The following is a 24519-nucleotide window of genomic DNA, read 5'->3' on the forward strand; positions in this document are numbered from 1 at the left end:
GACTCAACGGTCATCATGACATCAAGCGAACTACCGAATCAATCTGCCGAGATCGCACCAGAGCACTGCCACTACTCGCCACCTAAAGTGACACTCCGCTACTCAAGGTGATCTTGATCTAGCCCTGGGGGTCGGGCGCAGACCACCGATACTCGGCCGGAAGCCGGAAGCCGGAAGCCGGAAGCCGGAAGCCGGAAGCCGGAAGCCGGAAGCCGGAAGCCGGAAGCCGGGGCAGGGCGCCGTGAGGTGGGACCGAGTTCCGGGAGGCGTGAGCTGGCGGCCGAAATCCACACCCGCGAGGCGGGAACCAGGAGCCGTGAGGCGAGATTCGTGAGGAGGGAACCGAGATCTGGGCGGCGGGAGGCGTGCGCCGGGAACCGAAGAGATCCCGTGAGGTGTGCGCCGGAAGCGGGGGCGGGGGCTGCCGGGAAGCGGAATCGAGATCTGTGCGGCGGGAGTTGGGTGTCGTGAGGCGGGAGAGGCGGGAACCGTGCGCGGCGGGAACCGAACTCGTGGGCAGCCAGGCAGCCAGGCAGCCAGGCAGCCAGGCAGCTAGGTGGCCGGGCAGCCAGGCGGCCAGGCAGCCAGGCAGCCAGGCAGCTAGGTGGCCGGGCAGCCAGGCGGCCAGGCAGCCAGGCAGCTAGGTGGCCGGGCAGCCAGGCGGCCAGGCGGCCAGGCAGCCAGGCAGCTAGGTGGCCGGGCAGCCAGGCGGCCAGGCAGCCAGGCAGCCAGGTGGCTGGGTGGCTGGGCAGCCAGGCAGCTAGGTGGCTGGGCAGCTGGGTGGCTGGGCAGCTAGGCGGCTAGGTGGCCGGGCAGCCAGGCGGCTGGGCAGCTAGGTGGCCGGGCAGCTAGGCGGCCTGGTGGCTGGGCAGCCGGGCGGCTAGGCGGTCAGGTGGCTGGGCAGCCGGCGGCCAGGCAGCCGGGTGGCTGGCAGTGGCGGGAGTCGGGTGTCAGGCGAGGTCGAGTCTGGTGCGGGTGATCGCCACTCGGGGCCACCAGGGGACTATGCGTTCGGCTTCGTCGAGGGCTTGGCGGGCGGCGCGGTTGTCACCTGCGGCCATGTAGGCGCGGGCCAGGGTCGCCAGGTCGTCGGCGCGGCCGAGGCGGTCGTCGCCGGAGTCCGCGGCGAGTCGGGCGAGGGAGATGGCCTGTTCGGTGTTGCCCGCGAGTAGCTCTCGCAGCGCCCGGGAGCCGTTGAGCTTGTGCGTCGGGTAGCCCAGCGTTTCAGCGTTTTCCAGTGCCTGGGCGGCTGTGCCCAGTCCGAGTTCGGGTTCGAGGTGGCCCGCCTCGACCGTCGCGTAGGCCAGTCCCGCCAACGCGGCGAACGAGACGGCGGCTTCCGCTGGGGTTTGGTCGGTGTCGCCTGCCAGGGCCATGGCGAGTAGCAACGCCTCGGCGAACCGGCCCTGGGCCTGCAGCACCAGTACGCGGGCGGCGGTGGCTGTGCGCAGGGTGGGGTAGGTGTCGGCCAGGTTGCCCGCCAACTTGGCGGCGCCCGCCAGGTCGCCGTCCTGCGCGGCGTCGACGGTCGCGCTGACCAGGGGGGCCGCGTCGAGTTGCTGTGCCCGGACTCCGGTGAGTCGGGGCAGGTTCACCAGGAGCCAACCGGTGGACGTCGAACCCGGGGACTTCCGGGGCACCAAGGCATTGGCCACCGTGGCGACACCGGCGATGGCGAGCCCGAGGGTGAAGCCACCGCCCCAGGTCGCCAGCGCCGTGATCACCAGGCCGCACCAGGCAAGACCGAGCAGCGCCGAACACAGCGCCGCTCCCCACATCCGGGGTCGGGCGGGTGCCCGGCCCGGGCCGACCGAGACGGAGAGGAACAGCGGGACAGCACGCAGCACCACGGCTCGACGCGGAGTGGTCCAGTCGGCCACCCGGGTGCCGACGCCCACGACCACCTTGTGCACGCGGGCGCCGAGCGCCACGGCGCCCACCAGCATCCCGATCTGCAACGAGAGGAGGCCGGACAGCAAGCCCACGACCAAGCCCACCAGACCCCACCCGACCTCGGCGGCTGAACCGTGCGTGATGCCCACTGCCGCGCTGGTGACCACCGCCAGCAGGACGAGCGGGTGACGCACAATCCGGAGGAGCCGCACGAGCAACAGACGCGGGGGAGGGGGTCCGGGTTCCCGATCTTGGTCAGCGGGTGTGCGCACGTTCCCGCAGGTGAGAACTGTCTACAGGCGTTATGGCCTGCGAGGGCGAGCACTTGAGCGGGTCCAACGGCAGCGCACGTCACGCGGGCGGCGGGTCTTCGGCGCGCTGCGCGCGGGCGACCGGCTTCCAGCTCAAGGACGCCCACTTGCCCGCGATCGGCGCAGGGACGTCTGCGGCGACGTCGACCACGCACGCCCACGGTGCGGTGAGGCCGATCGCGGCGAAGAGGATCGAGCGGGCGCTGTCCGTATCCACCAGGGACCTCCTCGCGGGCATCCGGGTGGTCGCCGCAGGCGAAGAACCGCGTACGCCCGGCCTGAACGGCGGGTGCGGGAGCGGGGATGCGGGCACGTCATGGATGTGAATGGAGTGCGGGTCCCAGGAGTGAGGGCGCAGGGATGGGGGCACAGTGGCCGGTCGACTCCGAGGTCCGGAATCGCCGTTGGGCAACCACTGTGGGCCAGTGGACCATGGTGATGAGACAGGCGCGGTGAGACAGGCGTGGTGACTGCTGGTGGCGGTTGGCACCGCCAGCGGCCGGATGAGTGCTGTCGATCATCCTGGCAGTGCGTGTACTAGCGGTGTGGCAAGCTGTTTGTGTTGTAGCGGAGGGGAATTCCAGTACTGCTGCCGTTTCGGGGATGTGTGCAGTGGCGCGTGGGTGTGTGTGGCTGTCGGCTTGCTGGCGATCTGCTCCACGACGAGACGGACTGCTCTCCGACGAACTGAGCAACGGGTGTTGCGGCTGCTCAGTTCGTCCGTTCACTGGTGGGCGGATAGGTCCCGCTCATAGATCAGGCATCGCTGGTGGCGGGGAGACGGTCTCGCCCTGGTGCCCGGTTGACCGGCTTGCGGCCGGGGCAGGCCAGTCGCAGGCCGGTACTGTGCGGTCATGTTCGTCAAGGTTTGTGGATTGCGGACGGCTGCCGACGTTGACGTGGCGGTCTCCGCCGGGGCCGACGCGGTCGGGTTCGTGTTCACCGACAGCGTGCGCCAGGTGTCGGTCGACGAGGCCCGGGAGTTGGCGGCCGGGGTTCCCGAGCATGTGCTGACCGTCGGAGTGTTCCGGGGCGTCCCGGCGTCCAGGGCGGGGGAGTTGGCGCTGGCGGCTGGGATCGACGTCGTGCAGCTGCACGGTGACTACCCGCGGGCTGCTTTCGACGAGGTCCGCGACCTGCCGGTCCAGCTGATCCGGGCGACGTCGCTGACGGCGGGCACCGAGCTGCGGACCGGCGCGTGGGGTGAGGACATGCTCCTGCTCGACTCCCCGGTCGCGGGGTCGGGGGAGCGGTGGGATCTGTCCACACTCGACAGTGCGCGGCCGGTGGGGCACTGGATCCTCGCGGGCGGACTCAGCCCGGACAACGTCGCCGACGCGGCGGCCGCGGCTCGGCCGTGGGGAGTTGACGTCTCCAGCGGCGTCGAGTCGAGTCGGGGCGTGAAGGATCCCGGGTTGATCCGGGAGTTCCTGGAGCAGGCGCGCCGGTTGCCCACCGCCTGATCCGGAGCACCGAGAGGTGGCCGCCGGTGTGGCGGCGCCGTGGTGCTTGGAGTCTGGGCCGGTCTGCTGTGCGCGCAAACGCTCGCTGCGTGCGGGTTCCGCTGTTGTCGGCTATGGAATCGCTGGTGTGCCACCTTCTTGGACGGGCAGGCCCGCCGTCTTCCAGGCGCGGTAGCCGCCGATCAGGTCGGTCGCCTGGGAGAGGCCGAGGCGCTTGAGGTCGCGGGCGGCGAAGCTGGAGGCGTAGCCCTCGTTGCACAGGACGATGACCGTGGTGTCCGCCGTGAACCCCTCGACTCGGTGGTCGCCTTGTGGGTCGAGGCGCCATTCGAGGTGGATTCGTTCGATGGGGAGGGCGCCGGGGATCTCGCCCTCGGCGGACCGGTTGGCGATCGGGCGGATGTCGACCAGCAGGGCGCCCTCGGCCCGCAGGCGATCGGCGGTCGGCGGGTCGACTCGGCTGAGTTCCGCGCGGGCGGCGGCCAGTTGGTCGTCGACGGCGCTCATCGGTGCACGCCGTTTCGGGTGGCTGGACGCGTGCCGGGGGCGGATGAGGGATGAGCGTTCACGGAGTGCTCCACGGTTGTCGAGTGGTGCGGGCCAGCTTGCTCTCGGTCACGCCAGGCGGGGTTCACCCGCCGAGCGCGCTTCTCAGGGAGAGCCTGCCGCGGACGGTGTCAGGACAGGCGGGGGAGCGGCAGACCGGGCAGCTCGTCGGGAACGTCGCGCAGGCTCGCGTACTCGCGGGTGGGAACCAGCGGCGGCGAGTACGCGTGCACACTGGCGGCGTTCGCGGTGCCGAGGTTCTGCACCAGGTGGGCCCGCCCCTGACCGAAGCCGATTGACGAGTCGTGGCCGTGCAGCTGGTGCCGGATCGGGCCGGACGGGTAGCGGTAGGTCTCCGCGAGCTCACCCAGCAGCACCGTGAACGAACCGGCGGCGCCACCGTGGTCGTGCGGCGCGGTGCCCTGGCCGGGCAGCCAGGACAGCAGCCACAGCTCCACCTCGTCGGTCACCGCCAGGCGGGTCCACCAGCGCTTGGGGCTGGAGAAGCGCACCGTGTCGACGAGCTTGGCGCGCAGCTCGGTGGTGACGGTCGCGGTCAGGTCGCGCAGCTCGCGCGGGGTCCACAGCGGATCACGTGGGGCGACCAGCTCGCGCAGCAGCGGCTGGTCGAAGCGCGGGTGGATGTCCAGGTCGATGGTCGGGGCGGTCATGTCTCACTCCTCGTTCGGATGCCTTCTCACGACAAGCGAACGCGGCACCACCAGGTCAGGCGTGCACTCGGCACGACCCGCGGCGCCGCGTGGCCGTACAGCCGCACGACGCCACCAGCAGGAGGTCGATCGTGCGGTCGCACCACGAGATGAGTGACCTGGTCACGTCGCCATGTTGGCACGGGCCCTAGGGGCCGGCCACCGGTCTCACAAAGTGGTATTCGACGGGCTGATCAGCGGAAACAGGCGACTGGACGGGGGTGGGACGGCGGCCGCGTCAGCGAGTTGCAAGCCGGGTCCAGGGGCCGCGGATCGGGATCGAGTGAGGCGACAAGACCATGCCCACCACGCCGGCGGGTGCCGCGGTGGCGGGCATGTGTCGTGTCTTGCGGAAACGGTCAGGGGGTCACGCGGGGGGCGCGCAGCAGGAGCAGGCTCCGGGCGGGGAGGGTGATCTGGTCTCCCGGTGGGAGCGGGTTCCTGTCCGTGGGCACGCCGCGCGGGGTGCCGCTGTCCAGTTCGGGGAGGTACTGGCGGCCGTAGCGGTCGCTGGGGAGGGTGACCGTGATCGGTGACGGGCCCGCGTGCAGGAGCAGGAGCCAGGAGTCGTCGGCCACGAGTTCGCCCTCGCGGTCGCGGGAGAGGCACTCCGAGCCGTCGATCCACATGCCGAGGGTCCGGCGGGACTCGTCGAACCAGTCCGGGCTGGTCATCGGGTTGCCGTCGGGGCGGAACCAGACCAGGTCGGGCTCGCCGGAGCGGGTGGGCCTGCCGTCGAAGAACTGGGGTTGGCGCAGGGCCGGGGAGTCCGCGCGCAGGTCGATCAGGCGCCGGGTGAAGGCGAGCAGGTCGTCGGCCTGCTGGCTGGCGTTCCAGTCGACCCAGGAGGTCTGGTTGTCCAGGCAGTACGGGTTGTTGTTGCCGTGCTGGGTGCGCCAGCGCTCGTCGCCCGCCACCAGCATCGGGGTGCCGGTGGACAGCAGCAGCGTGCCCAGCAGGTTGCGGGCCTGCCGGTCGCGCAGCGCCAGCACCGCCGGGTCGCCGGTCTCGCCCTCGGCGCCGCAGTTCCACGAGCGGTTGTCGTCGGTGCCGTCCGCGCCGTGTTCGCCGTTCTCGTGGTTGTGCTTGTGGTCGTAGGACACCAGGTCGCGCAGCGTGAAACCGTCGTGCGCGGTGATGAAGTTGACCGACGCCCACGGTCGCCTGCCGCTGCCCGCGTACAGGTCCGAGGAGCCCGAGAGCCGGTACGCCACGTCGCGCAGGTCGGTGGCGCCGCGCCAGAAGTCGCGGGTGCCGTCGCGGAAGCGGCCGTTCCACTCGGTCCACTGCACGCCGAAGCCGCCCACCTGGTAGCCCTCACCGGTGGCGTCCCAGGGCTCGGCGATGAGCTTGCGCTGGGCCAGCACCGGGTCGGCCGCGATCGCGGTGAGCAGCGGCGAGTTCGGGTCGAACCGCCCGCCGCGGGGCCTGCCCAGGGCGCTGGCGAGGTCGAGCCGGAAGCCGTCGACGCCTAGTTCCGCGGCGAAGTAGCGCAGCGAGTCGGTCACCAGGCGCACCACGGTGGGGGAGCCGGGGTCGAGGGTGTTGCCGCAGCCGGTGAAGTCGACGTCGTGGCCGTTGCCGTCCATCAGGTAGTAGGCGGGCGCGTCGAGGCCGCGCAGCGACAGCGTCGGGCCGCCGACGCCGCCCTCACTGGTGTGGTTGTAGACGACGTCGAGGATCACCTCGATGCCCGCGGCGTGCAGCGCGGCCACCATGGTGCGGAACTCCTCCACCTCGCGTCCGGGCCTGCACGCGTACCCCGCGTGCGGCGCCAGGTAGCCCAGGGTCGAGTAGCCCCAGTAGTTGCGCCTGCCCGACCGCAGCAAGAGCGGCTCATCGGCGTAAGAGTGCACCGGTAGCAACTCCACGGCGGTCACCCCGAGCCGGACGAGGTGCTCCACGACCGCCGGGTGCGCCAACCCGAGGTACGTCCCGCGCAGGTTCTTGGGCACGTCCGGGTGCAGCTTCGTGAACCCGCGCACGTGCAGCTCGTAGATCACCGTCTCCTCGAACGGCACGTTCGGCCGGGCCCCGGTGTCCGGACCGCCCGGGGAGGTCACCACCGACAGCGGTACCGAACCGAGCGAGTCGATGCGCGACGGCGCCCCGGTCATCGGGTCGCCCCGGTAGCCGCGGGTGGCGCCCAGGTCGGTGACCCGCCCGGCGATGCGCAGCGCGTACGGGTCGACCAGCAGCTTCGCCGGGTTGCACCGGACGCCGCGGGCGGGCTCGTACGGCCCGTGCACGCGGTAGCCGTACCGCTGGCCGGGGGTGACGCCGGGGACCACGCCGTGCCAGATCCCGAACGTGCGCTCGGTCAGCTCGATGCGCTGCTCCACCGGCCCGTCCTCGCCCTCGCCGATCAGGCACACCTCGACCGCGTCGGCCACCGAGGAGGCCACGGCGAACCGGACGCCCCCCGCCTCCGGGTGGGCGCCGAGCGGGAACGGATGACCGGGCAGCGGGCGCTGAGCTGTGTGCGGCACCCCTCCATCCTGGACCAGGGGACTGACGGCGCGGGCGGGCCCCGACCGGATGAAGATCGAATCGAGACCGTCGTGGCCGGTCAGAGCCGGTAGGTGTACTCCTCGAACGACTCGTCCTCGACCACCCGCGCGCGGCGCCGGGGGCGGGCGGGACTCGTGTCCGACGGGCTGGCCGAGGCGACCAACGCGGTGAACAGCCCCTGGTGCACGGCCCACCCGCGCCGTGACGGCGCGGCCAGGGTGAGCATCAGCATCCGCCCGGTGCCCGGCTCGGGGATGAACGCCTGCAACTGCAGCGTCAGCGGCAGCCGTGCCCGTGCCTGCTCCACCCCGGGCACCCGCTGGGCGACCACGGCGGGACCGATCGGGCTGTCCACGACCACGGTCTCGCGCACGTCCGGCCCGCCCACGTCCTCCACGGCGTCGCGCAGCGAGTCTGCGGTGTCGAGGTCCCAGCCGGGCGGCACGACCAGCGCCACCCCGGTGAGCAGCGCCGGGTCGGCGTCCTCGGGCAGCACCACGGCCATCAGGAACGCGCCCTCGCGCACCGCGGTCTCCACCGCCTCGGCGGCCAGCGCCTCCAGGTCGGCCGCGGCGCCCGCGGGTGCGTCTCGGATCTCGCCGATGATCCCGGCGAACTCCCGCACCGCCCGGGCGGGCTCGGCCAGCGGCACCTGCCGGGCCGACGACGGCATCGCGAGCTTCACTTCAGGTGCTCCCTCGTCGAGGCGGCGGTCGTGTTGACCACCGCGTTCTCGGCGCCCGAGCGACCGGGGTTGCCTGCCAGCTTCAGCAGTTCGATCTCGCGGCGCTGCGCGGGCGTCAGCTCGACACCGGCGGCCTGCATGGACTTGACGGTGGTGTCGACCGCCGCCGAGTACGCCTCGCCCGCCGAGCGCAGCCTGCCGAACGCGTCGCGTTGAGCGTCGGTGAACTTCTCCGGGTCCTGGAACCGCTTGGCGATCTTGTCGCCCTTCTCCCGCAGGTCCTTGGCGCCCTTCTCGCGCACAGCCTCTCGGACTGAGCTGTTCTTCGACAGCTCCCGCAACTCCCTGATGTTCTTAGCCGCTTGACCAAGACCTGCGGAGGTGAACCCGTCCTTCGCCCCGTCGCGGGCACCCTTACCGGCGTTGCGCAGGCGGCTTCCGTTCTCAGCGATGTCGTCCAAGAGGCCCTTGCCCGCGCCTACCGCACCTGAGGTGACTGTCCGCCCTGGGACGAGTCCTAGACCGATATCCAGCCAACTTGGGGCGTTGCTCGAACCGACCCCCTTCTGCGCCAGCCCGGTCAACGCGTTGATCCCACCGGAGGCTGCAGCCACCGTCCCCGCTACCGGCGCGACAACCTCACCAACGCCAGGGATCAGCAACGAACCCGCGGCGATGGCCGCCGAGGCACTGGACACGATCCCGGACGTCTTACCGATGCCGTCGAGCGCTTGCACGTACCAGGCGTCGTTCTCCGGCTTGAACACCTCGTCCGGTCCGCTGCGGATGCCCTTGGCAGCGTCGTTCGCCTCTCGAAGGTGCTTCTTCGCCAACCGGTGCGCATCGTCGATGACCTTCTCGAACGCCGCCCGCGCGTCGGCTGCCTCACCCACCGCGGTCAAGAAGGCGTTGTACTTGTCGTTGTAGTGCGGGTTGCTCACATCCCGCGGTATGGCGCCCGCCGCACGGGTCTGCGCGTCCTCGGCAGCGTCCATCAGCTTCTTGAGCTGCTTGGCCCGGGACTCCAGCTCCTCGGCCTTGTCCTGGTTGGCCTTCATCCGGCCCGCCCACACGACCAGCGCCTGGGTGACCTTCGCCATCGACTCGGCGCCCTTGACGATCCCCTTGGGCAGGTCGTCGCCGTAGTCGCTGAACTCCTCGGCCGCCGACCCGCCCCAGTCGGCGTCGTCGGTGATCTCGCACGCCTCGCTGAGCCGGGGCGCGACCGCGGCGAGCATGGTCTGCACCTCGGCGAGGTTCACCAGGGTCGTCCGCACGGCCGACTGCTCGCCGGGGGTCGGGTCGAACCCGAGCGTCGGGTAGCCGCGGCTCACGGCCTGCCTCCCGCCCGCTGCGACTTCGCGGTGTCGGCGAGCAGCTGGTCGAGCCGGGCCTGCTGGGTGGCCGCGGCGACCCGCAGCGCGTCGAGCTGCTGGTCGGCCACGGCCTGGTCGACGGCGTAGCGCATCCGGTCGGCGCCGCCCTGCTCGACGAGCTCGTAGTTGTCCACCGCGCCGCGCACGTTGTCGGCGATCTTGTCGATCTTGTCCCGCATCGCGCCGAGGTCGTCGCGCCACTGGTCGGCGACCTCCTGCGCGGCGGCGGCGATGTCGCCGGGGCCGAGGTCCCCGCTGACCCCCTGCAACGCCCCGGCGGCGGCCTCGACCTCGCCCGCGAGCGCCTTCAGCTCGCCGACGCGGATCGCGAGACTGGTCGTGTTGACGGTGTACCCGGATGCCATGGCCACGCTCCTTCGTGCTCGGTCCCAGTCAACGGCGCGCACCACGTCCGGCGCAGTCCGCGCTGCGCAGGGAGGCAAGCGGAGCGCACGGGTGGGCAAAGGCAGAATGGCGCCGTGACCTCGCGGACTCAGGACGGCACCGGACCCGACCCACAGGGCGACCTCGACGACCTCGTGCTGCACATGGCGGACGTCGGTGTCCGTCGCGGCAGCACCGACCTGCTCAAATCCGTCGACTGGAGCGTGGAGCTCGACGAGCGCTGGGTGATCCTCGGCGGCAACGGCGCGGGCAAGACCACCCTGCTGCGGCTCGCAGGCGCGGAGCTGCACCCGACCACCGGCTCCGTGCACGTGCTCGGCGAGCAGCTGGGCCGGGTGAACGTCTTCGAGCTGCGCACCCGCATCGGGTTCGCCACCGCCGCGCTGGCCGGTCGCATCCCGGCCGAGGAGAAGGTGATCGACGTCGTGGTCAGCGCCGGGTACGCGGTGCTCGGCCGCTGGCGCGAGCAGTACGACCGGCTCGACACCGGCCGCGCCGAGGAGCTGCTCAAGGCGATGGGCATCGGTGCCTTCGCCGAGCGCACCTTCGGCACGCTGTCCGAGGGCGAGCGCAAGCGCACCCTGATCGCCCGCGCGCTGATGACCGACCCGGAGCTGCTGCTGCTCGACGAGCCCGCGGCGGGCCTGGACCTGGGCGGCCGCGAGGACCTGGTGGCCCGGCTGACCGAGCTGGCGCTCGACCCGGACGCGCCCGCGACCGTGCTGGTCACCCACCACGTCGAGGAGATCCCGCCCGGGTTCACCCACCTGCTGCTGCTCGCCGACGGCGGCGTGGTGGCCCAGGGGTTGATCACCGACGTGCTGACCAGCGAGAACCTCTCGGCCACCTTCGGCCAGCCGCTGGAGCTGGAGCGCTCCGGCGACCGGTACTTCGCGCGCCGCCGGGGCTGAGTTCGCTACCGGCAGGTAACCTTTCGACGACCGTGGCACTGGCAGGAGGGCATCACCGTGGGTGAGTTCGTTCGGCTCGAGGTTGAGGACGGCATCGGCACCATCCGGCTGGACCGGCCGCCGATGAACGCGATCAACCGGCAGCTGCAGGCCGAGCTGCGCGAGGCCGCGCTCGAGGCGGGCAAGCGCGCCGACGTCCGGGCGGTGATCGTCTACGGCGGCCCCAAGGTGTTCGCGGCGGGCGCGGACGTCAAGGAGTTCGCCGACATGTCCTACACCGACATCGCCGACTACGCCCCGGAGCTGTCCGGGTCGCTGGCGGTCATCGCCGAGCTGCCCAAGCCGACGGTCGCGGCCATCACCGGCTTCGCCCTCGGCGGCGGCTACGAGCTGGCGCTGTGCTGCGACCGCCGGATCGCGGGCGACAACGCCAAGGTCGGCCAGCCGGAGATCCTGCTCGGCATCATCCCCGGCGCGGGCGGCACCCAGCGGTTGACCAGGCTGGTCGGCCCGAGCCGGGCCAAGGACCTGATCTACACCGGCCGCTTCGTCAAGGCCGAGGAGGCCCTGGCGATCGGCATGGTCGACGAGGTCGTGGCCCCCGACGACGTGTACGAGGCGGCGAAGCGCTGGGCGGGCCAGTTCACCAAGGGCGCGTCCCGCGCGCTGGCCGCGGCGAAGGCCGCCATCGACGGCGGTCTGGACAACGACCTGGCCAGCGGCCTCAAGCTGGAGACGAACCTGTTCGCCGCGCTGTTCGCCACCGAGGACCGGACCACCGGGCTGCGCTCGTTCATCGAGAACGGCCCCGGGAAGGCGGAGTTCGATGGCCGTTGACCCGACGCCCAACCCGCACGCCACCGCCGAGCAGGTCGAGGCGGCCTGGACCGATCCCAAGCTCGCCAACGTGCTCTACCACGACTGGGAGGCGGGCACCTACGACGAGAAGTGGTCGATCTCCTACGACGAGCGCTGCGTCGACTACGCCACCGGCCGGTTCCGGGCCGCGGCGGGCGAGCGGGACTGGCCGTACGAGACGGCCATGGAACTGGGCAGCGGCACGGGTTTCTTCCTGCTCAACCTGATGCAGGGCGGGGTCGTGAAGAAGGGCTTCGTCACCGACCTGTCGCCGGGCATGGTCGAGGTGGCCCTGCGCAACGCCAAGGAGCTCGGCCTCGACGTCGAGGGCCGGGTCGCCGACGCCGAGCGGATCCCCTACGACGACGACAGCTTCGACCTCGTCGTCGGCCACGCGGTGCTGCACCACATCCCGGACCTGGACGCCGCGTTCAAGGAGGTCCGCCGCGTCCTCAAGCCCGGTGGCCGCTTCGTCTTCGCGGGCGAGCCCACCAAGATCGGCGACCGGTACGCCCGCAAGCTCGGTCAGGCCACCTGGTGGCTCACCACGAACCTGACCAAGCTCGCCCCGCTCCGCCAGTGGCGCCGCCCGCAGGAGGAGCTCGACGAGTCCTCGCGCGCGGCCGCGCTGGAGGCCGTGGTCGACATCCACACCTTCGACCCGGCGGCCCTGGAGACCACCGCCCGCGAGGCGGGAATGGTCGAGGTGGCCGCCGTGACCGAGGAGTTCGCCGCCGCCCTGTTCGGCTGGCCGGTGCGCACCTTCGAGGCCGCCGTCCCGAGGGAGAAGCTCGGTTTCGGCTGGGCCATGTTCGCCTTCAAGTCCTGGCAACGGCTGACCACCCTGGACGAGAAGCTACTGCGGAAGGTGTTGCCCCGCAGCGTGTTCTACAACGTGCTGATCAGTGGCCGGAAACCCGCATGACCTCGATGTGGGGCTCCCCGCTGACCCAGCGCCTGCGCTTCTGGACCCGCCGAGACCCGGCCCAGGCCCGTTTCCTCACGATGGCGTCGTTGCGCTGGGTGCTGCGCCACCGCGCGTACACACCGTGGTACCTGGTCCGCTACTGGCGACTCCTGAGGTTCCGCGTCGCCAACCCGCACATCATCCTGCGCGGCATGGTCTTCCTCGGCAAGGACGTCGAGATCCACGCCCGCCCCGGCTTCGGCCGCCTGGAGATCGGCCGCTGGGTCCACATCGGCGACGGCAACGCCATCCGCTGCCACGAGGGCTCGTTGCGCATCGGCGACAAGGCGGTGTTCGGCAGGCAGAACGTCGTCAACTGCTACCTGGACATCGAACTGGGCGAGGCGGCCCTGGTGGCGGACTGGGTCTACATCTGCGACTTCGACCACGTGACGGCGGACATCCACCAGCCGATCAAGGACCAGGGCATCGTCAAGTCCCCGGTCCGGATCGGCCCGGACACCTGGATCTGCACGAAGGTCACGGTCACCAAGGGCACCAGGATCGGACGCGGCTGCGTCGTCGGCGCGCACGCGGTGGTCCGGGGAGACGTCCCCGACTACGCGGTGGCGGCAGGCATCCCGGCGAAGATAGTCCGTGACCGCAGAACCGCCTACGAGGCCGACGCCGAACGCAGAGCAGCGGTGGCCGACATGGCAAGGAAAGCTGCCAAGGCATTGCAAAAGACCCTGGAGTCCTGACCGCCGGCCAGTTCCAACCACCCGCCAGTCCCTGGCCGGCACCAGTTATAGCCCCGCTACTAGTTCTCGCCACCCACCCTGCCGAGCCCGGCCTCCCAACCAGGCCCGATGACCACTCCCCGCCCTGCATCCCATACGCAGCCAAAACACGGGCTCATTCTGTTTGTCAAGGTACTCTTTCCCGCCTTGACAAACAGAATGAGCCCGTAGTCACAATTGTGCGGAGGGGAAGCAGGGACTCACCCGAAGGCGTTGCCCGTGGCGATCTTCGGTCGTCCCAACAAGACACGCTCGCCAACAACCGCAGACGCATAGACTCCCGCGGTCTGCGTAGCGATCAACTCCCAGGAGAAGTCCACCGGCAACCGAGCCTTGGCCGCGCGAGCACGCCGACGAGCCCCACCAGGATCATCCAACACCCGCCGCACGCCCGCGGCGATCCCCTCGACATCCCCAGCCGCGAACGAGACCCCCGTCTCCCCCTCCACCACGACCTCACCCAGCCCACCCGCGGTAGACGCGACCAACGGTGCCCCCACCGCGGCAGCCTCCAACGCCACAATCCCGAACGGTTCGTACCGGCTGGGCAGTACGACCGCGTCAGCGGCGGACAGCGTCGCCACCAACTCGGTGTCCGACAGGTGCCCCACGAAATCCACCGCTCGCCGCACGCGCAACTTCCGGGACAGCTCCAACAGGGCCCCGGACTGCGACCCCTTGCCCGCCACCACAAGGCGGGTCCCCGGGTGCGAGGCCCGGATGCGCGGCAGGGCCGCGATCAGGTCGTGCACCCCCTTCTCCCATTCCAGCCTGCCGAAGAACAGCAGCAACGGAGCGCCTTCAACGCTGTACGCAGCGCGCGCCGCCCGAACCGCGCGCGGTGGTACGCGCCAGTCGCGCGGCTCGATCCCGTTGTGGATGACCGTGATCCCCGCGGGGTCCACTTCGAACAGGTGGGCGACCTCGGCGCGCATCGCGGACGAACAGGTGATCACCGCGTCCGCGCGGTTGGCCAGCCACCACTCGACCGAGTGCACCTGCTGGTTGAGCGGCTGCGACAGCCAGCCGCTGTGCCTGCCCGCCTCGGTGGCGTGCACGGTGGCCACCAGCGGCGCCCCCGCCTGCTCGGCCAGCGCGACCGCCGGGTGGGTCACCAGCCAGTCGTGCGCGTGCACCACGTCCGGGTGCCAGCCGCCCAGCAGGGCGAGGCCCGCGCGGATCATGGCGTGGCCCATGGCGAGCGTCCAGGCGACCAGGTCCTTCTCGAACACCAGGTGCGTCGGGTCCTCGGCCACCCGGATGACCCGCACGCCGTCGTGCCTGCCGTCCTCGGTGGGGTGGGTCAGCGCGTCGGTGCCCGCCTCGTGCCTGCACAGCACGACGACGTCGTGGCCCTGGGCCGCGAGGTGCCGGGCGACGGCGTGCACGTGCCTGCCGAGGCCGCCGACGACCACCGGCGGGTACTCCCAGGACAACATCAGCACGCGCATGGTGGGCCAACCCTACTCGCCGGTACGCAGGTCCCGTGCATCGAGCCCGCCGAACAACCCGTCCGCGCGCCGCAGTGCCGTCGCCCGGCTCGTGGCGCGGTCGCGCGAACCCGCGCGCACCAGCGAGGCGAGTTCGGCGTACCGCTCGGAGTGGGTCTTGGCGCGTCGGCGGGCGTAGTCCGCAGCGGAGTCCTTGGTGACCATGAAGGCCCAGTCGCTCGACAGCGCCAGCAGCGCCTCTCGCGCGGCCTGGTCGAGTACGGCGTCACGACCGACGCTTACCGGCGTGCGGTCTACCAGGTCCAGCAGATCGCGCTGTAGTTCTGCACCTGCGTCAACGAGGTCGGCGACCTGCGTGCCGTCCCATACGCGCCAGTCTTTGCCTGAGCCCCAAGAGGACGCCGGTAGTTCTACCTTGCCGCCGACATAGCCCGCCTCGACAGCTCCGCGCAACGTTGTCACGTTGACACCGACCTCCGGCAGGGCGCGCAAAACGGCTTCCAGCCACGCTGGACCCTCGTGCCACCAGTGCCCGTACAACTCCGTGTCGTACGCCGACACCACGAGCCCCGGACGTCCGTGCTGCTCGCGGAGTCCTCTTAGTCTGCGCACGACGGTGTCCACGAAGTCCTCGGCGTGCCGTCTTACGGCGTCTGCGGCAAGAGCCGGTTCGTACGGCTTCTTGTCCTCGGGAGATACCTGCCGCCCAGTGACTCGAGACGGCTTAAGACCTGACGGGTGGTCGTAGGTGTGGAAGTCGCGGTAAGAGCTGTCGCCGGGATACCCCGCCTTGGGCGACCACACGCGGTAGGTGACCTCTAGATCGCGCCCGAAGCACAGGACGTCCGAGTCGCCTACGGTCCTCGCGAAGGCGGTGTCGCCGTGCAAAGCGGGCCCGTCGACCAAGAACCGCCGCACGCCCGCCTTGGCGTACCCGTCTTCCATGCCCGGCGCGTAGCCGCACTCGGGCGCCCAGATCCCTTCCGGCGCGTGTCCAATCCGTACGGCGGTGTCTTCAAGACCGAGGCGGAGAGCGAAAGCGCGCAGACGCGGATCGAGTAGAGGCTGGAACGGGTGGGTCGCGGGGCCGCCGATCAGCTCTACAACGCCGTTGTCGACCAGCGGGCGTAGAACGGGGGAGAACCCGTGGCGCCAGCGTGTCTCGAACTCCGTTAGCGCTGCCGCGGATGCCCGGTACTCCGCCGCGGCCACGTCGCGCAGCCGCGGATCCGCGCCGTGCCAACGCACGGCCGCGTACTGGGCGCGCAGGTTCCAGTTGCCCAGCCAGTCGTGCATCCCGTGCAGCGCATAGGGGTTGTCGAGTTGGGCTGCCAGAACAGGGGTGACGCCGAGCGTAAGGACATCCCGGTGGCCCTCTTCGCCCATGCGGCGCAAGAGGTCCACGATGGGCAGGTAGGAGTGTGCCCACGCTTGGTAGAGCCATTCCTCACCTACCGGCCAGGTCCCGTGGTGCGGCAACCACGGGAGGTGGCTGTGCAGGACGAGCGCGAAACCACCGACCGGTTCGCTCATGCCCGCGCGACCACGACGAGGTCGAGGCTGGCGTCGAGGTCGTCGGTGGTGATCTCGAAGTCGGCAGCGCTGACCGAGGCGACCGCGGTGACCAGCTCAGCGGGCCACGGCGCGCCCGAGACCGCCACCTCGACCTGGGCGTCGATGATCGACCCGCCGAGCAGGGCATCCAGCTCGCGCAGGGCCGGCCCGTGGTGGACACCGCCGAGGAACTCCACCGCGAACCCGGCACCGCGCACCAGGCCGTCCAGTTCGGACGGTGCCAACTCCCTGGTGTGGAACGGGTTCAGCGGGGTGTCGCGGCCGGGGGAGAAGGTCAGCCGGTTCGGCGTGGTGATCAGCAGCAACCCGCCGGGGCGCAGCACGCGGCGGCACTCGCGCAGGAAGCCCTCCTGGTCCCACAGGTGCTCGATCACCTGCAGGTTCGCCACCACGTCGATCCCGCCGTCGCGCAGCGGCAGGCTCGCGAGGTTGCCCCGGACGGCCCGCACCGACGGGTAGGCGCGGGCGACGTGGCCCGCGGTCACCTCGTCGTAGTCCAGCCCGATCACGAGCTCGGCCCGGTGCGCCAACAGGTCGGCGCCGTAGCCCTCACCGCAGCCCGCCTCCAGCACCACGGCGTCGGTGCAGTGGTCGGCGAGGTGGACGTAAGCCACTTCGTGGCGCCTGAACCAGTAATTCTCCCGCTCGATGCCGGGAACTGTGCGCTCGCCGGTCAGCGGCAAACCGGGTGAGTGCCCTGGGCCGGCAAGTGACCCTGGGCTGGCAAGTGACACAGCGCTGTTCTCCTTCGGCCCCGAGCGGGCAGACCGGTGGTTCGACTACGCGACAGTAACCCAGCCCGCCGAACCCCCACCCAGTCCGCCTGACGTGGCGCCTACGGGGTCACGGCTTGCGGCCGAGGCCGCCGACGATGCAGTACTGGACCTGGTCGAGGGGCCGCAGGCGGGGGCCGTCGGGCCACCAGGTCGCGCACAGGGTCACCCCGGGCTCGATCATCTCCAGGCCCGGGAACATGCCCTCGATCTCGGGCATCGTGCGGAACAGGCCGGTGCCCATCGGGCTGTGCAGGAACACGTCCTCCATCCGGCGGGCCAGCCTGCTGTACTCGGTGGTCTCCGGGTCGTAGAAGTGCGTCACACCGACGATCGAGCCCGAGGGCAGCGCGTCGATGTAGCGCGCCATGATGTCCTGCGGGCTGCGCTCGCCGTCGTAGTGGTGGAGCGTGCCCATCTGGAACAGGGCGATCGGCTCGGTGAAGTCCAGGTGCTTGACCACGACCTCGTCGGCGAGCACCTTCTCCGGCTCGAAGATGTCCTCGGCGATGAAGTGCGTGCGGTCGTTCTCCTCCAGCAGCGCGCGCCCGTGCGCGAGGACCACCGGGTCGTTGTCGACGTAGACGACCGTGGAGTCGGGCTGGATCCGTTGCGCCACCTGGTGGGTGTTCTCCGCGGTGGGCAGCCCGGAACCGCAGTCGAGGTACTGCTTGATCCCGGTCTGCAGCGCGATGAACCGGGTGGCCCGGATCAGGAACTCCCGGTTGTCGAAGGCCAGCTGCGCCGCCTCCGGCGCGACCCGCTGCACGCGGCGCAGCACCTCGCGGTCGATCTCGTAGTTGTCCTTGCCGTTGAGGAACGCGTCGTAGACCCGGGCGATGCTGGCCTTGCTGGTGTCGATGTAGATCGGCACCTCGCGGTCGGCGGGCAGGGGACCGGAGATCGACATCATTCCTCACAGAGCGTCGTGGATCATGGACGTTACGCACCCAAGGAGTACGCTCACCCTAGGGGTAGCGGCAAGGGCGAGGCCACGCTGGGTTCTCGGCCGGGCACTGGGAGGGACGGTCGTGGCCGATAGCCAGGGTGAGGGAACGGGCGCCGGGCCAACCGCGCGCAGGATCGTCCTCGGGTCGCAGCTGCGCAGACTGCGCGAGGGCGCGGAGATCACCCGCGCCGACGCCGGCTACCACATCCGCGGCTCCGAGTCGAAGATCAGCCGGATGGAGCTGGGCCGGGTCGGCTTCAAGGAGCGCGACGTCGCCGACCTGCTCACCCTCTACGGCGTGGGCGACCCGACCGAGCGCACCCAGTTCCTGGCGATGGTCAAGCAGTCCAACGAACCGGGCTGGTGGCACCGCTACAGCGACCTGATGCCGCCGTGGTTCCACGACTTCGTCGGCCTGGAGGAGTCCGCGGCCCGGATCCAGACCTACGAGCTGCAGTTCGTCCCCGGCCTGCTGCAGACCGAGGAGTACGCCCGGATGGTCGCCGGGCACGGCAGACCGGAGCTGGCCAAGGACGAGACCGACCGCCGGGTCGCGCTGCGGATGTCCCGGCAGAAGGTGCTGCAGCGCCCGGACGCGCCGAAGCTGTGGGCCGTCATCGACGAGTCCGTGCTGCACCGCCCCATCGGCGGCCACCGCGTGCTGCGCGAGCAGATCGACCACCTGCTGGAGATGACCCGGCTGCCGAACATCACCCTGCAGGTCATGCCCTACCCGCTGAGCGGGTACGCGGCCGAGGGCTCGTTCACCATGCTGCGCTTCGTCGAGGCCGAGCTGCCCGACCTCGTCTACATCGAGCACCTCGGCGGCGCCCTCTACCTCGACCGGGTCGAGGAGATCGAGCTGTACAGCCGCGTCGTGGACCGGTTGACCGTCGACGCCGAGACGCCCAGCCGCTCCCGCCAGCTGCTGAGCAAGCGCCGCACCGAGATCTGACCCCGCCGCGCCTGCTCGGGCGGGCGCGGCGGCCGGAGTCGCTTCCGCCGCACGGCGGTCGCGGTCGGTGGGTCGCTGGGCCGATCGGCCGCGTCCGATCGGGCGACTATGAGACCGGGCGCCCGGTTTGCTCGATGGCGCCGGGTACCGGTTCCGACCAGCGGGGATGGTCGCCCGGACGCCGAATGTGGGCTGTACCTGGGGATCTGTTGCATCTTCAACATGCTCGTGCGCTTGGCCCGTTCGTATGCACGTGCATTTGCTGGGCCACCGGTTCGTGTTACCGTCGTCACTATCAATGCACGTGCATCTGCACTGCGTGACGACGGCGGCGGGAAGGCGAGGTCCAGTGAGCGAGATTCGCAACGGGATGGCGGCGGACATGGTGCCCGGGGCGCGGTGGCGCAAGGGCAGCCGCAGCGGCGCTGTGGGCAACTGTGTCGAGGTTGCTCCCGTCGACGATGTCCGCACCGCGATCCGCGACTCCAAGAACACCCACGGCCAGGCCCTCGTGTTCAACGGCCCGGTCATCGCCTCCTTCACCCGCGCGGTGAACGAGGGCATCGTGACCAGCCCGGACGCGGCGCACGCCGCCGAGGCGTACCTGCGCCAGTTGGTCAGCCGGGGGTTCGAGTTCCTGCACCCGCGCGACGCCAGCGGTGAGATCGCCGCTGTGGTCGGGGTGCGCGCCCACCACAACGTGATCGACGTCGTCCGGCTGCACGCCGAGGACAACGTCATCGCCTCCCGCGTCCCCCTGGACACCGACGACGTGCTCAACCCGAGTGTGGTGCTGTGGCAGCGCATCGGGGCCGTGCACGAGGTGCTGCGTCAGATGATCGACCTGCCGGACGACCGCACCCCCGGTGTCCTCGGCCGGCTCGGCGCGGACGCCGCGCTGAACGGCTGCTGGCTGCCCACGTCACCGGGTCGCGCGAAGTGGCTGCCCGCGACGGCGTGAGTCCGGCGTCGCCTGCCACCGACCGGCTGTGATCCGACCAGCGCGCCCTGGTCATCACCTCCCGAAGGCCACCTTCCCCGTGAAGGTGGCCTTCGGGCGTTTCGCGGGTGGGTCCGGGTGGGCCTGGTGAGCACCGTCACCGGCCAGGGGGTGGGTCTCTGATTGCGAGCGCGCTACTCGCGGGTAACATAGCGGTGGCAAAGCCCACCGTGCCGACCAGTGTCCGGACATGGCATGGTCAGCCGAACCGCAGGAAACCCGCGCTGTGCAGACGAGGAGCAGGTCGCCCCGGCGCTCGTCCCAGCTGCTCGTCCCAGGAGGTCGAACAAGACCCATGCCAAACATCGTTGTCCTGGTCAAGCAGGTGCCTGACACCTACTCGGAGCGCAGGCTCTCCGACGCCGACCACACGCTGGACCGCGAGTCCGCCGACGCGGTGCTCGACGAGATCAACGAGCGCGCCGTCGAGGAGGCGCTGGTGATCAAGGAGGCGCATGGCGGCGAGGTCACCGTGCTCAGCGTCGGCCCGGAGCGGGCCACCGAGGCCATCCGCAAGGCCCTGTCGATGGGCGCCGACAAGGCGATCCACGTCTCCGACCCGGCCCTGCACGGCTCGTGCGTGCTGCAGACCACCAAGGTGCTCGCGGCCGCCATCGGCACCGTCGAGGGCGTCGACCTGGTGATCGCGGGCAACGAGGCCACCGACGGCCGCGGCGGCGCGGTCCCGGCCATGCTCGCCGAGGTCCTGGGCTTCCCGCAGCTGACCCACGCCCGCAAGGTCACCATCGAGGGCGACACGATCACCGTCACGCGCGAGACCGACACCGGGCTGACCCACCTGCAGGCCACCCTGCCCGCGGTGGTCAGCGTCGGTGAGAAGATCAACGAGCCGCGCTACCCCTCGTTCAAGGGGATCATGGCGGCGAAGAAGAAGCCGGTCGACACCCTCTCGGTCGCCGACCTCGGCATCGACCCGGCGCAGGTGGGCCTGGCCAGCGCCAGCACCGCGGTGCTCGAGTCGACCCCGAAGCCGCCGCGCGCGGCCGGTCAGCGCGTCGAGGACTCCGGGGACGGCGGCAGCAAGATCGCCGAGTACCTGGTCGGCCAGAAGCTCATCTGAGAAGCAGCGAAGGAGGAAGAACAGTGTCCGAGGTACTGGTCCTCGTCGACGAGGTCGACGGCGAGGTCAAGAAGGTCACCTTCGAGCTGCTGACCGCGGCCCGCGAGCTCGGCGAGCCGTCGGCCGTCGTGGTCGCCGCGCCCGGCACCGCCGCGAAGGTCAAGGAGTCGCTGGCCGGCTACGGCGCGGCGAAGGTCTACGTGGCCGAGTCCGATGACGTGGCGGGCTACCTGGTCACCCCCAAGGTCGACGTGCTCGCCGCGCTGGTGGGGTCCGCCTCGCCCGCCGCGGTGCTGATCGCCGCTACCGCGGAGGGCAAGGAGATCGCCGGTCGGCTGGCCGTGCGCACCGACTCCGGTGTGCTCATCGAGGCCGTCGGCGTCGAGTCCGCGGGCGGTGAGGTGGTGGCGGCGCAGAGCATCTTCGGCGGTGCCTTCACGGTCAAGTCCAAGGCCACCCGCGGCACCCCGATCGTGACGGTCCGCCCCGGCGGCGTCGACGCGGTGCAGGCGCAGGGCGCGGCCGCCGAGGAGACCGTCGAGGTCCCCGCGGTGGACGCGGCCCGGGCCACCAAGGTCACCGGCCGGGAGCCGATCGTCGGTGGCGACCGCCCCGAGCTGACCGAGGCCTCGATCGTGGTCTCCGGCGGCCGCGGTGTCGGTTCGTCCGAGAAGTTCGACGTCGTGGAGAAGCTGGCCGACGCCCTCGGCGCGGCCGTCGGCGCCTCCCGCGCGGCGGTCGACTCCGGCTACTACCCGGCGCAGTTCCAGGTGGGCCAGACCGGTAAGACGGTCTCCCCGCAGCTCTATGTCGCGCTCGGCATCTCCGGCGCCATTCAGCACCGCGCGGGCATGCAGACCTCGAAGACCATCATCGCGGTCAACAAGGACGCCGAGGCGCCGATCTTCGAGATCGCCGACTTCGGCGTGGTCGGCGACCTGTTCACCGTCGCCCCCCAGCTGACCGACGAGGTCGGCAAGCGCAAGGGCTAGAAACCGCACGTCAGAGCTGAGGGCGGTACCCGATCGGGTACCGCCCTCGGTGTTGTGGTAGCCATTCGTGATCTTCATATCCGGTAATTCACTCAGTTGCCACCGGCACGTCACGGCAATGGGCACACAGGCTTCGCCGTGATCGCTTTAGTCTGAGGTATGACGCAGGCCCAGTTGCTGGTCAGCACGGCGAAGCCCGGAACGGAAGCCCCGGCGTACTCGCTCCTCGTGGCACACGACGGAGCCGAGGTCGAGGCGGCCCAGAGACTGCGGTACCAGGTCTTCGCCGAGGAGATGGGGGCGACGCTCACGTCGAGCACCCCCGGCCTCGACGTCGACCACTTCGACCCGTTCTGCGACCACTTGGTCGTCCGCGAGGACGCCACCGGCGAGATCGTCGGCACCTACCGGATGCTGCCCCCGGACCGCGCCGCGGCCGCGGGTTCGCTCTACTCTGACACCGAGTTCGACCTCTCGGCGCTCGCGGCCATCCGCGGCGCCCTGGTCGAGACCGGCCGCTCGTGCGTGCACGCCGACCACCGCAACGGCTCCGTGGTGAGCCTGGTGTGGGCGGGCATCGCCCGGTACATGCTGCTCTCCGGCCACAGCTACCTGGCGGGGTGCGCCTCGGTCCCGCTGGCCGACGGCGGCTCCTTGGCGGCGGGGGTGTGGAAGACGGTGCGCGACAGGCACTACACCGGCGAGGAGCTGCGGGTCCGCCCGCTGACCCCGTGGGACGCCGACGCCGTCGAGCCGCCCGCGCGCGTCGTGGTGCCGCCGCTGCTCAAGGGCTACCTGCGGCTGGGCGCCAAGGTGTGCGGCCCACCCGCCCTGGACGCGGACTTCGGCGTCGCCGACTTCCTGGTCCTGCTCGACCTCGCGAACGTCGACCAGCGCTACCTGAAGTTCTTCCTGGGGGAGTAGGAACCATGGCGCACGACTGGATGCCCACCTCACCGTGCGGCCCGTCCTGCCTGGCAGGCGACGAGCCCACGGTCGGACCGCTGCGCGCGGCCGCCCGGCTCACCGGCGCCCTCGGCGTGCTGCTGGCCAGCGCGCTGGCGGTCCCGATGATGCCGATCATCGGCCGCGCCGGCCGGGAGCTGCTCGCCAAGGGGATCTTCCGAACCCTGCTGCGCGCCTTCGGCGTGCGACTGGTGGTCACCGGCGCCGAGGGCCTGCGCGAGGGCCGCTCACGCGGAGCACTGGTGGCCACCAACCACATTTCCTGGCTCGACATCGCAGCGGTCAACGCCGTCCGCCCGATGCGCGCGCTCGCGAAGGAGGACATCCGCTCCTGGCCGGTCCTCGGAAAGGTCGTGTCGGGCGCGGGCACGCTTTTCGTCAACCGCGAGAGCCTGCGCACACTGCCGAAGACAGTCACCGACCTGACGGACGCACTGCGCTCGGGCTCGCTGGTGTACGTGTGCCCGGAAGGCACCACCTGGTGCGGCCAAGGCGGAATGGGCCGATTCCGGCATGCGTTGTTCCAGGCGGCCATTGACGGCGGCGTCCCGGTCCAACCGATCGCGATCCGCTTCCGGATGTCCGACGGAAGGGAAACCCCGGCACCGGCCTTCGTCGGCGACGAGACAATCGTGGACGCCGTCCGACGAGTGGCCCGCCTGCGCGGACTGACCTTGGAGATGAAGGTCCTGCCGGAAATCGCACCCGGCCGCGCGAACAACCGACGAGAACTGGCGGCGCTCACCGAGACCGCGATCAACTCAGCCCTCGGCCGAGTCACGCTGCCGACCCAGCGGCGCAGGAAGCTCACGCTGGTGGTCCCCAAGCCGAAGCACGCACACGCGCCGGAGACCGCGGCCTGAGCTGAGTGGGGACTTAGGCGGACCCAACACGCACGATCTCTAGATCTCCAGCCAGAAGCCAGCGCAAGCTGACACAATCCCTAGAACTTGAGCCCGAAGCCAGCGCGAGCCGACACAATTCCTAAATCTTAAGCCCAAGCCAGCGCAAGTCGACACAATCTTTAAATCTTAAGCCCCACGCAAAGCGACACCCGCTACGCAAGTGCTCGATTCAGTGGACTCACTTCGTGTGGGGGAGGAGTGCCGCTAAACTTGCCGTGTGGTGGGGAATGCCCTTCACCCGCCCTTTTTTCACCACCGCGGTGCTCTAGGGGCCCCGCGCGAAGTGAGTTCACTGAATCGAGCCCGCTCTTACTCGGGTACACACGGCGTTGCTCGCCTCATCGACTGGGCGTAGCTCATACAGGTTGCCCGATTAAGACGCGGGCTCGATCTGGCGAACTCCCTTTGCGCGGGGCCCCTAGAGCACCGCGGTGGTGAAAAAAGGGCGGGTGAAGGGCATCCCCACCACCAGGTCAAGGTTAGCGGCACTCCTCCC

General features: G+C 70.5%; 23 protein-coding genes. 11 read left to right on the plus strand and 12 right to left on the minus strand.

Going from position 1 to position 24519, the window contains the following annotated elements; genetic code table 11:
* Positions 1 to 950: 950 nt before the first annotated feature.
* Entirely contained in the window at positions 951 to 2087 is a 1137-nt protein-coding gene (locus tag QSK30_RS34110; RefSeq protein WP_285509389.1) for a hypothetical protein, read from the minus strand.
* 157 nt (positions 2088 to 2244) lie between these two features.
* Positions 2245 to 2421: a hypothetical protein gene (locus tag QSK30_RS34115; RefSeq protein WP_285509391.1), complete on the minus strand. Its 177-nt coding sequence runs from the start codon at positions 2419 to 2421 to the stop codon at positions 2245 to 2247.
* 637 nt (positions 2422 to 3058) lie between these two features.
* Here QSK30_RS34115 and QSK30_RS34120 point away from each other — a divergent pair.
* Positions 3059 to 3667 (plus strand): phosphoribosylanthranilate isomerase, encoded by a 609-nt coding sequence (locus QSK30_RS34120; RefSeq protein WP_285509393.1) that lies wholly within the window; start codon positions 3059 to 3061, stop codon positions 3665 to 3667.
* A gap of 111 nt (positions 3668 to 3778) precedes the next feature.
* Here QSK30_RS34120 and QSK30_RS34125 read toward each other — a convergent pair whose 3' ends face one another.
* The 6 genes from QSK30_RS34125 to QSK30_RS34150 form a co-directional block, all read right to left on the minus strand.
* Positions 3779 to 4174 carry a rhodanese-like domain-containing protein gene (locus QSK30_RS34125; protein WP_285509394.1) on the minus strand — a complete coding sequence of 132 codons (396 nt, stop codon included), beginning with the start codon at positions 4172 to 4174 and terminating at the stop codon, positions 3779 to 3781.
* A gap of 170 nt (positions 4175 to 4344) precedes the next feature.
* Positions 4345 to 4884, minus strand: a complete 540-nt coding sequence (locus tag QSK30_RS34130) for a cysteine dioxygenase (RefSeq protein ID WP_285509396.1) — start codon at positions 4882 to 4884, stop codon at positions 4345 to 4347.
* Between the two features lie 398 nt (positions 4885 to 5282).
* Complete coding sequence (gene glgX / locus QSK30_RS34135; protein ID WP_285509398.1) at positions 5283 to 7412, minus strand: glycogen debranching protein GlgX; 2130 nt, start codon at positions 7410 to 7412, stop codon at positions 5283 to 5285.
* 80 nt (positions 7413 to 7492) lie between these two features.
* Positions 7493 to 8119, minus strand: a complete 627-nt coding sequence (locus tag QSK30_RS34140; protein WP_285509401.1) for a hypothetical protein — start codon at positions 8117 to 8119, stop codon at positions 7493 to 7495.
* Positions 8116 to 9453: a putative T7SS-secreted protein gene (locus tag QSK30_RS34145; protein ID WP_285509403.1), complete on the minus strand. Its 1338-nt coding sequence runs from the start codon at positions 9451 to 9453 to the stop codon at positions 8116 to 8118. The genes QSK30_RS34140 and QSK30_RS34145 overlap by 4 nt, the downstream gene beginning before the upstream one ends.
* Positions 9450 to 9860, minus strand: a complete 411-nt coding sequence (locus QSK30_RS34150) for a hypothetical protein (protein WP_285509404.1) — start codon at positions 9858 to 9860, stop codon at positions 9450 to 9452. The genes QSK30_RS34145 and QSK30_RS34150 overlap by 4 nt, the downstream gene beginning before the upstream one ends.
* Positions 9861 to 10043: 183 nt before the next feature.
* Here QSK30_RS34150 and QSK30_RS34155 point away from each other — a divergent pair, with 183 nt between their 5' ends.
* The 4 genes from QSK30_RS34155 to QSK30_RS34170 are packed head-to-tail and all read left to right on the plus strand — an operon-like array spanning position 10044 to position 13337.
* Positions 10044 to 10811: an ABC transporter ATP-binding protein gene (locus tag QSK30_RS34155; RefSeq protein ID WP_285509447.1), complete on the plus strand. Its 768-nt coding sequence runs from the start codon at positions 10044 to 10046 to the stop codon at positions 10809 to 10811.
* A 57-nt stretch (positions 10812 to 10868) separates the two neighbouring features.
* Positions 10869 to 11648, plus strand: coding sequence for an enoyl-CoA hydratase/isomerase family protein (locus tag QSK30_RS34160; RefSeq protein WP_285509407.1), 780 nt, complete (start codon positions 10869 to 10871; stop codon positions 11646 to 11648).
* Positions 11638 to 12594, plus strand: coding sequence for a class I SAM-dependent methyltransferase (locus QSK30_RS34165; RefSeq protein WP_285509408.1), 957 nt, complete (start codon positions 11638 to 11640; stop codon positions 12592 to 12594). The genes QSK30_RS34160 and QSK30_RS34165 overlap by 11 nt, the downstream gene beginning before the upstream one ends.
* Positions 12591 to 13337: an acyltransferase gene (locus QSK30_RS34170; RefSeq protein ID WP_285509411.1), complete on the plus strand. Its 747-nt coding sequence runs from the start codon at positions 12591 to 12593 to the stop codon at positions 13335 to 13337. Before QSK30_RS34165 ends, QSK30_RS34170 begins: the two co-directional genes overlap by 4 nt.
* 239 nt (positions 13338 to 13576) lie before the next feature.
* Here the strand turns inward: QSK30_RS34170 and QSK30_RS34175 are convergent, their stop codons facing one another.
* The 4 genes from QSK30_RS34175 to QSK30_RS34190 all read right to left on the minus strand — a co-directional run bounded on the left by QSK30_RS34175 (position 13577) and on the right by QSK30_RS34190 (position 18085).
* Positions 13577 to 14827 (minus strand): glycosyltransferase family 4 protein, encoded by a 1251-nt coding sequence (locus QSK30_RS34175; protein ID WP_285509413.1) that lies wholly within the window; start codon positions 14825 to 14827, stop codon positions 13577 to 13579.
* 12 nt (positions 14828 to 14839) lie between these two features.
* Positions 14840 to 16360 carry a 1,4-alpha-glucan branching protein domain-containing protein gene (locus tag QSK30_RS34180; RefSeq protein ID WP_285509415.1) on the minus strand — a complete coding sequence of 507 codons (1521 nt, stop codon included), beginning with the start codon at positions 16358 to 16360 and terminating at the stop codon, positions 14840 to 14842.
* Positions 16357 to 17136, minus strand: a complete 780-nt coding sequence (locus QSK30_RS34185; protein WP_285509418.1) for a class I SAM-dependent methyltransferase — start codon at positions 17134 to 17136, stop codon at positions 16357 to 16359. Before QSK30_RS34185 ends, QSK30_RS34180 begins: the two co-directional genes overlap by 4 nt.
* Before the next feature lie 109 nt (positions 17137 to 17245).
* Entirely contained in the window at positions 17246 to 18085 is an 840-nt protein-coding gene (locus QSK30_RS34190; RefSeq protein ID WP_285509420.1) for an SAM-dependent methyltransferase, read from the minus strand.
* Between the two features lie 121 nt (positions 18086 to 18206).
* On the opposite strand from QSK30_RS34190, the gene QSK30_RS34195 reads away from it, so the two are divergent.
* From QSK30_RS34195 to QSK30_RS34220, 6 genes are all read left to right on the plus strand, one after another.
* The gene (locus tag QSK30_RS34195; RefSeq protein ID WP_285509422.1) at positions 18207 to 19079 is read left to right on the plus strand and encodes a Sco1979 family transcriptional regulator; all 873 of its coding nucleotides are present in this window, start codon (positions 18207 to 18209) and stop codon (positions 19077 to 19079) included.
* A gap of 349 nt (positions 19080 to 19428) precedes the next feature.
* Positions 19429 to 20040 carry a DUF397 domain-containing protein gene (locus QSK30_RS34200; RefSeq protein ID WP_285509423.1) on the plus strand — a complete coding sequence of 204 codons (612 nt, stop codon included), beginning with the start codon at positions 19429 to 19431 and terminating at the stop codon, positions 20038 to 20040.
* 334 nt (positions 20041 to 20374) lie between these two features.
* Positions 20375 to 21160: an electron transfer flavoprotein subunit beta/FixA family protein gene (locus tag QSK30_RS34205; protein ID WP_285509425.1), complete on the plus strand. Its 786-nt coding sequence runs from the start codon at positions 20375 to 20377 to the stop codon at positions 21158 to 21160.
* A gap of 23 nt (positions 21161 to 21183) precedes the next feature.
* Entirely contained in the window at positions 21184 to 22152 is a 969-nt protein-coding gene (locus QSK30_RS34210) for an electron transfer flavoprotein subunit alpha/FixB family protein (RefSeq protein ID WP_285509427.1), read from the plus strand.
* 159 nt (positions 22153 to 22311) lie between these two features.
* A complete protein-coding gene (locus tag QSK30_RS34215) occupies positions 22312 to 23076 on the plus strand; it encodes a GNAT family N-acetyltransferase (protein WP_285509429.1) in 765 nt (254 codons plus the stop codon).
* 5 nt (positions 23077 to 23081) lie between these two features.
* Complete coding sequence (locus QSK30_RS34220) at positions 23082 to 23981, plus strand: lysophospholipid acyltransferase family protein (protein WP_285509431.1); 900 nt, start codon at positions 23082 to 23084, stop codon at positions 23979 to 23981.
* Positions 23982 to 24519 lie beyond the last annotated feature (538 nt).

The sequence above is a fragment of the Actinokineospora sp. NBRC 105648 genome (assembly GCF_030269645.1).
In the GTDB taxonomy this organism is placed as follows: domain Bacteria; phylum Actinomycetota; class Actinomycetes; order Mycobacteriales; family Pseudonocardiaceae; genus Actinokineospora.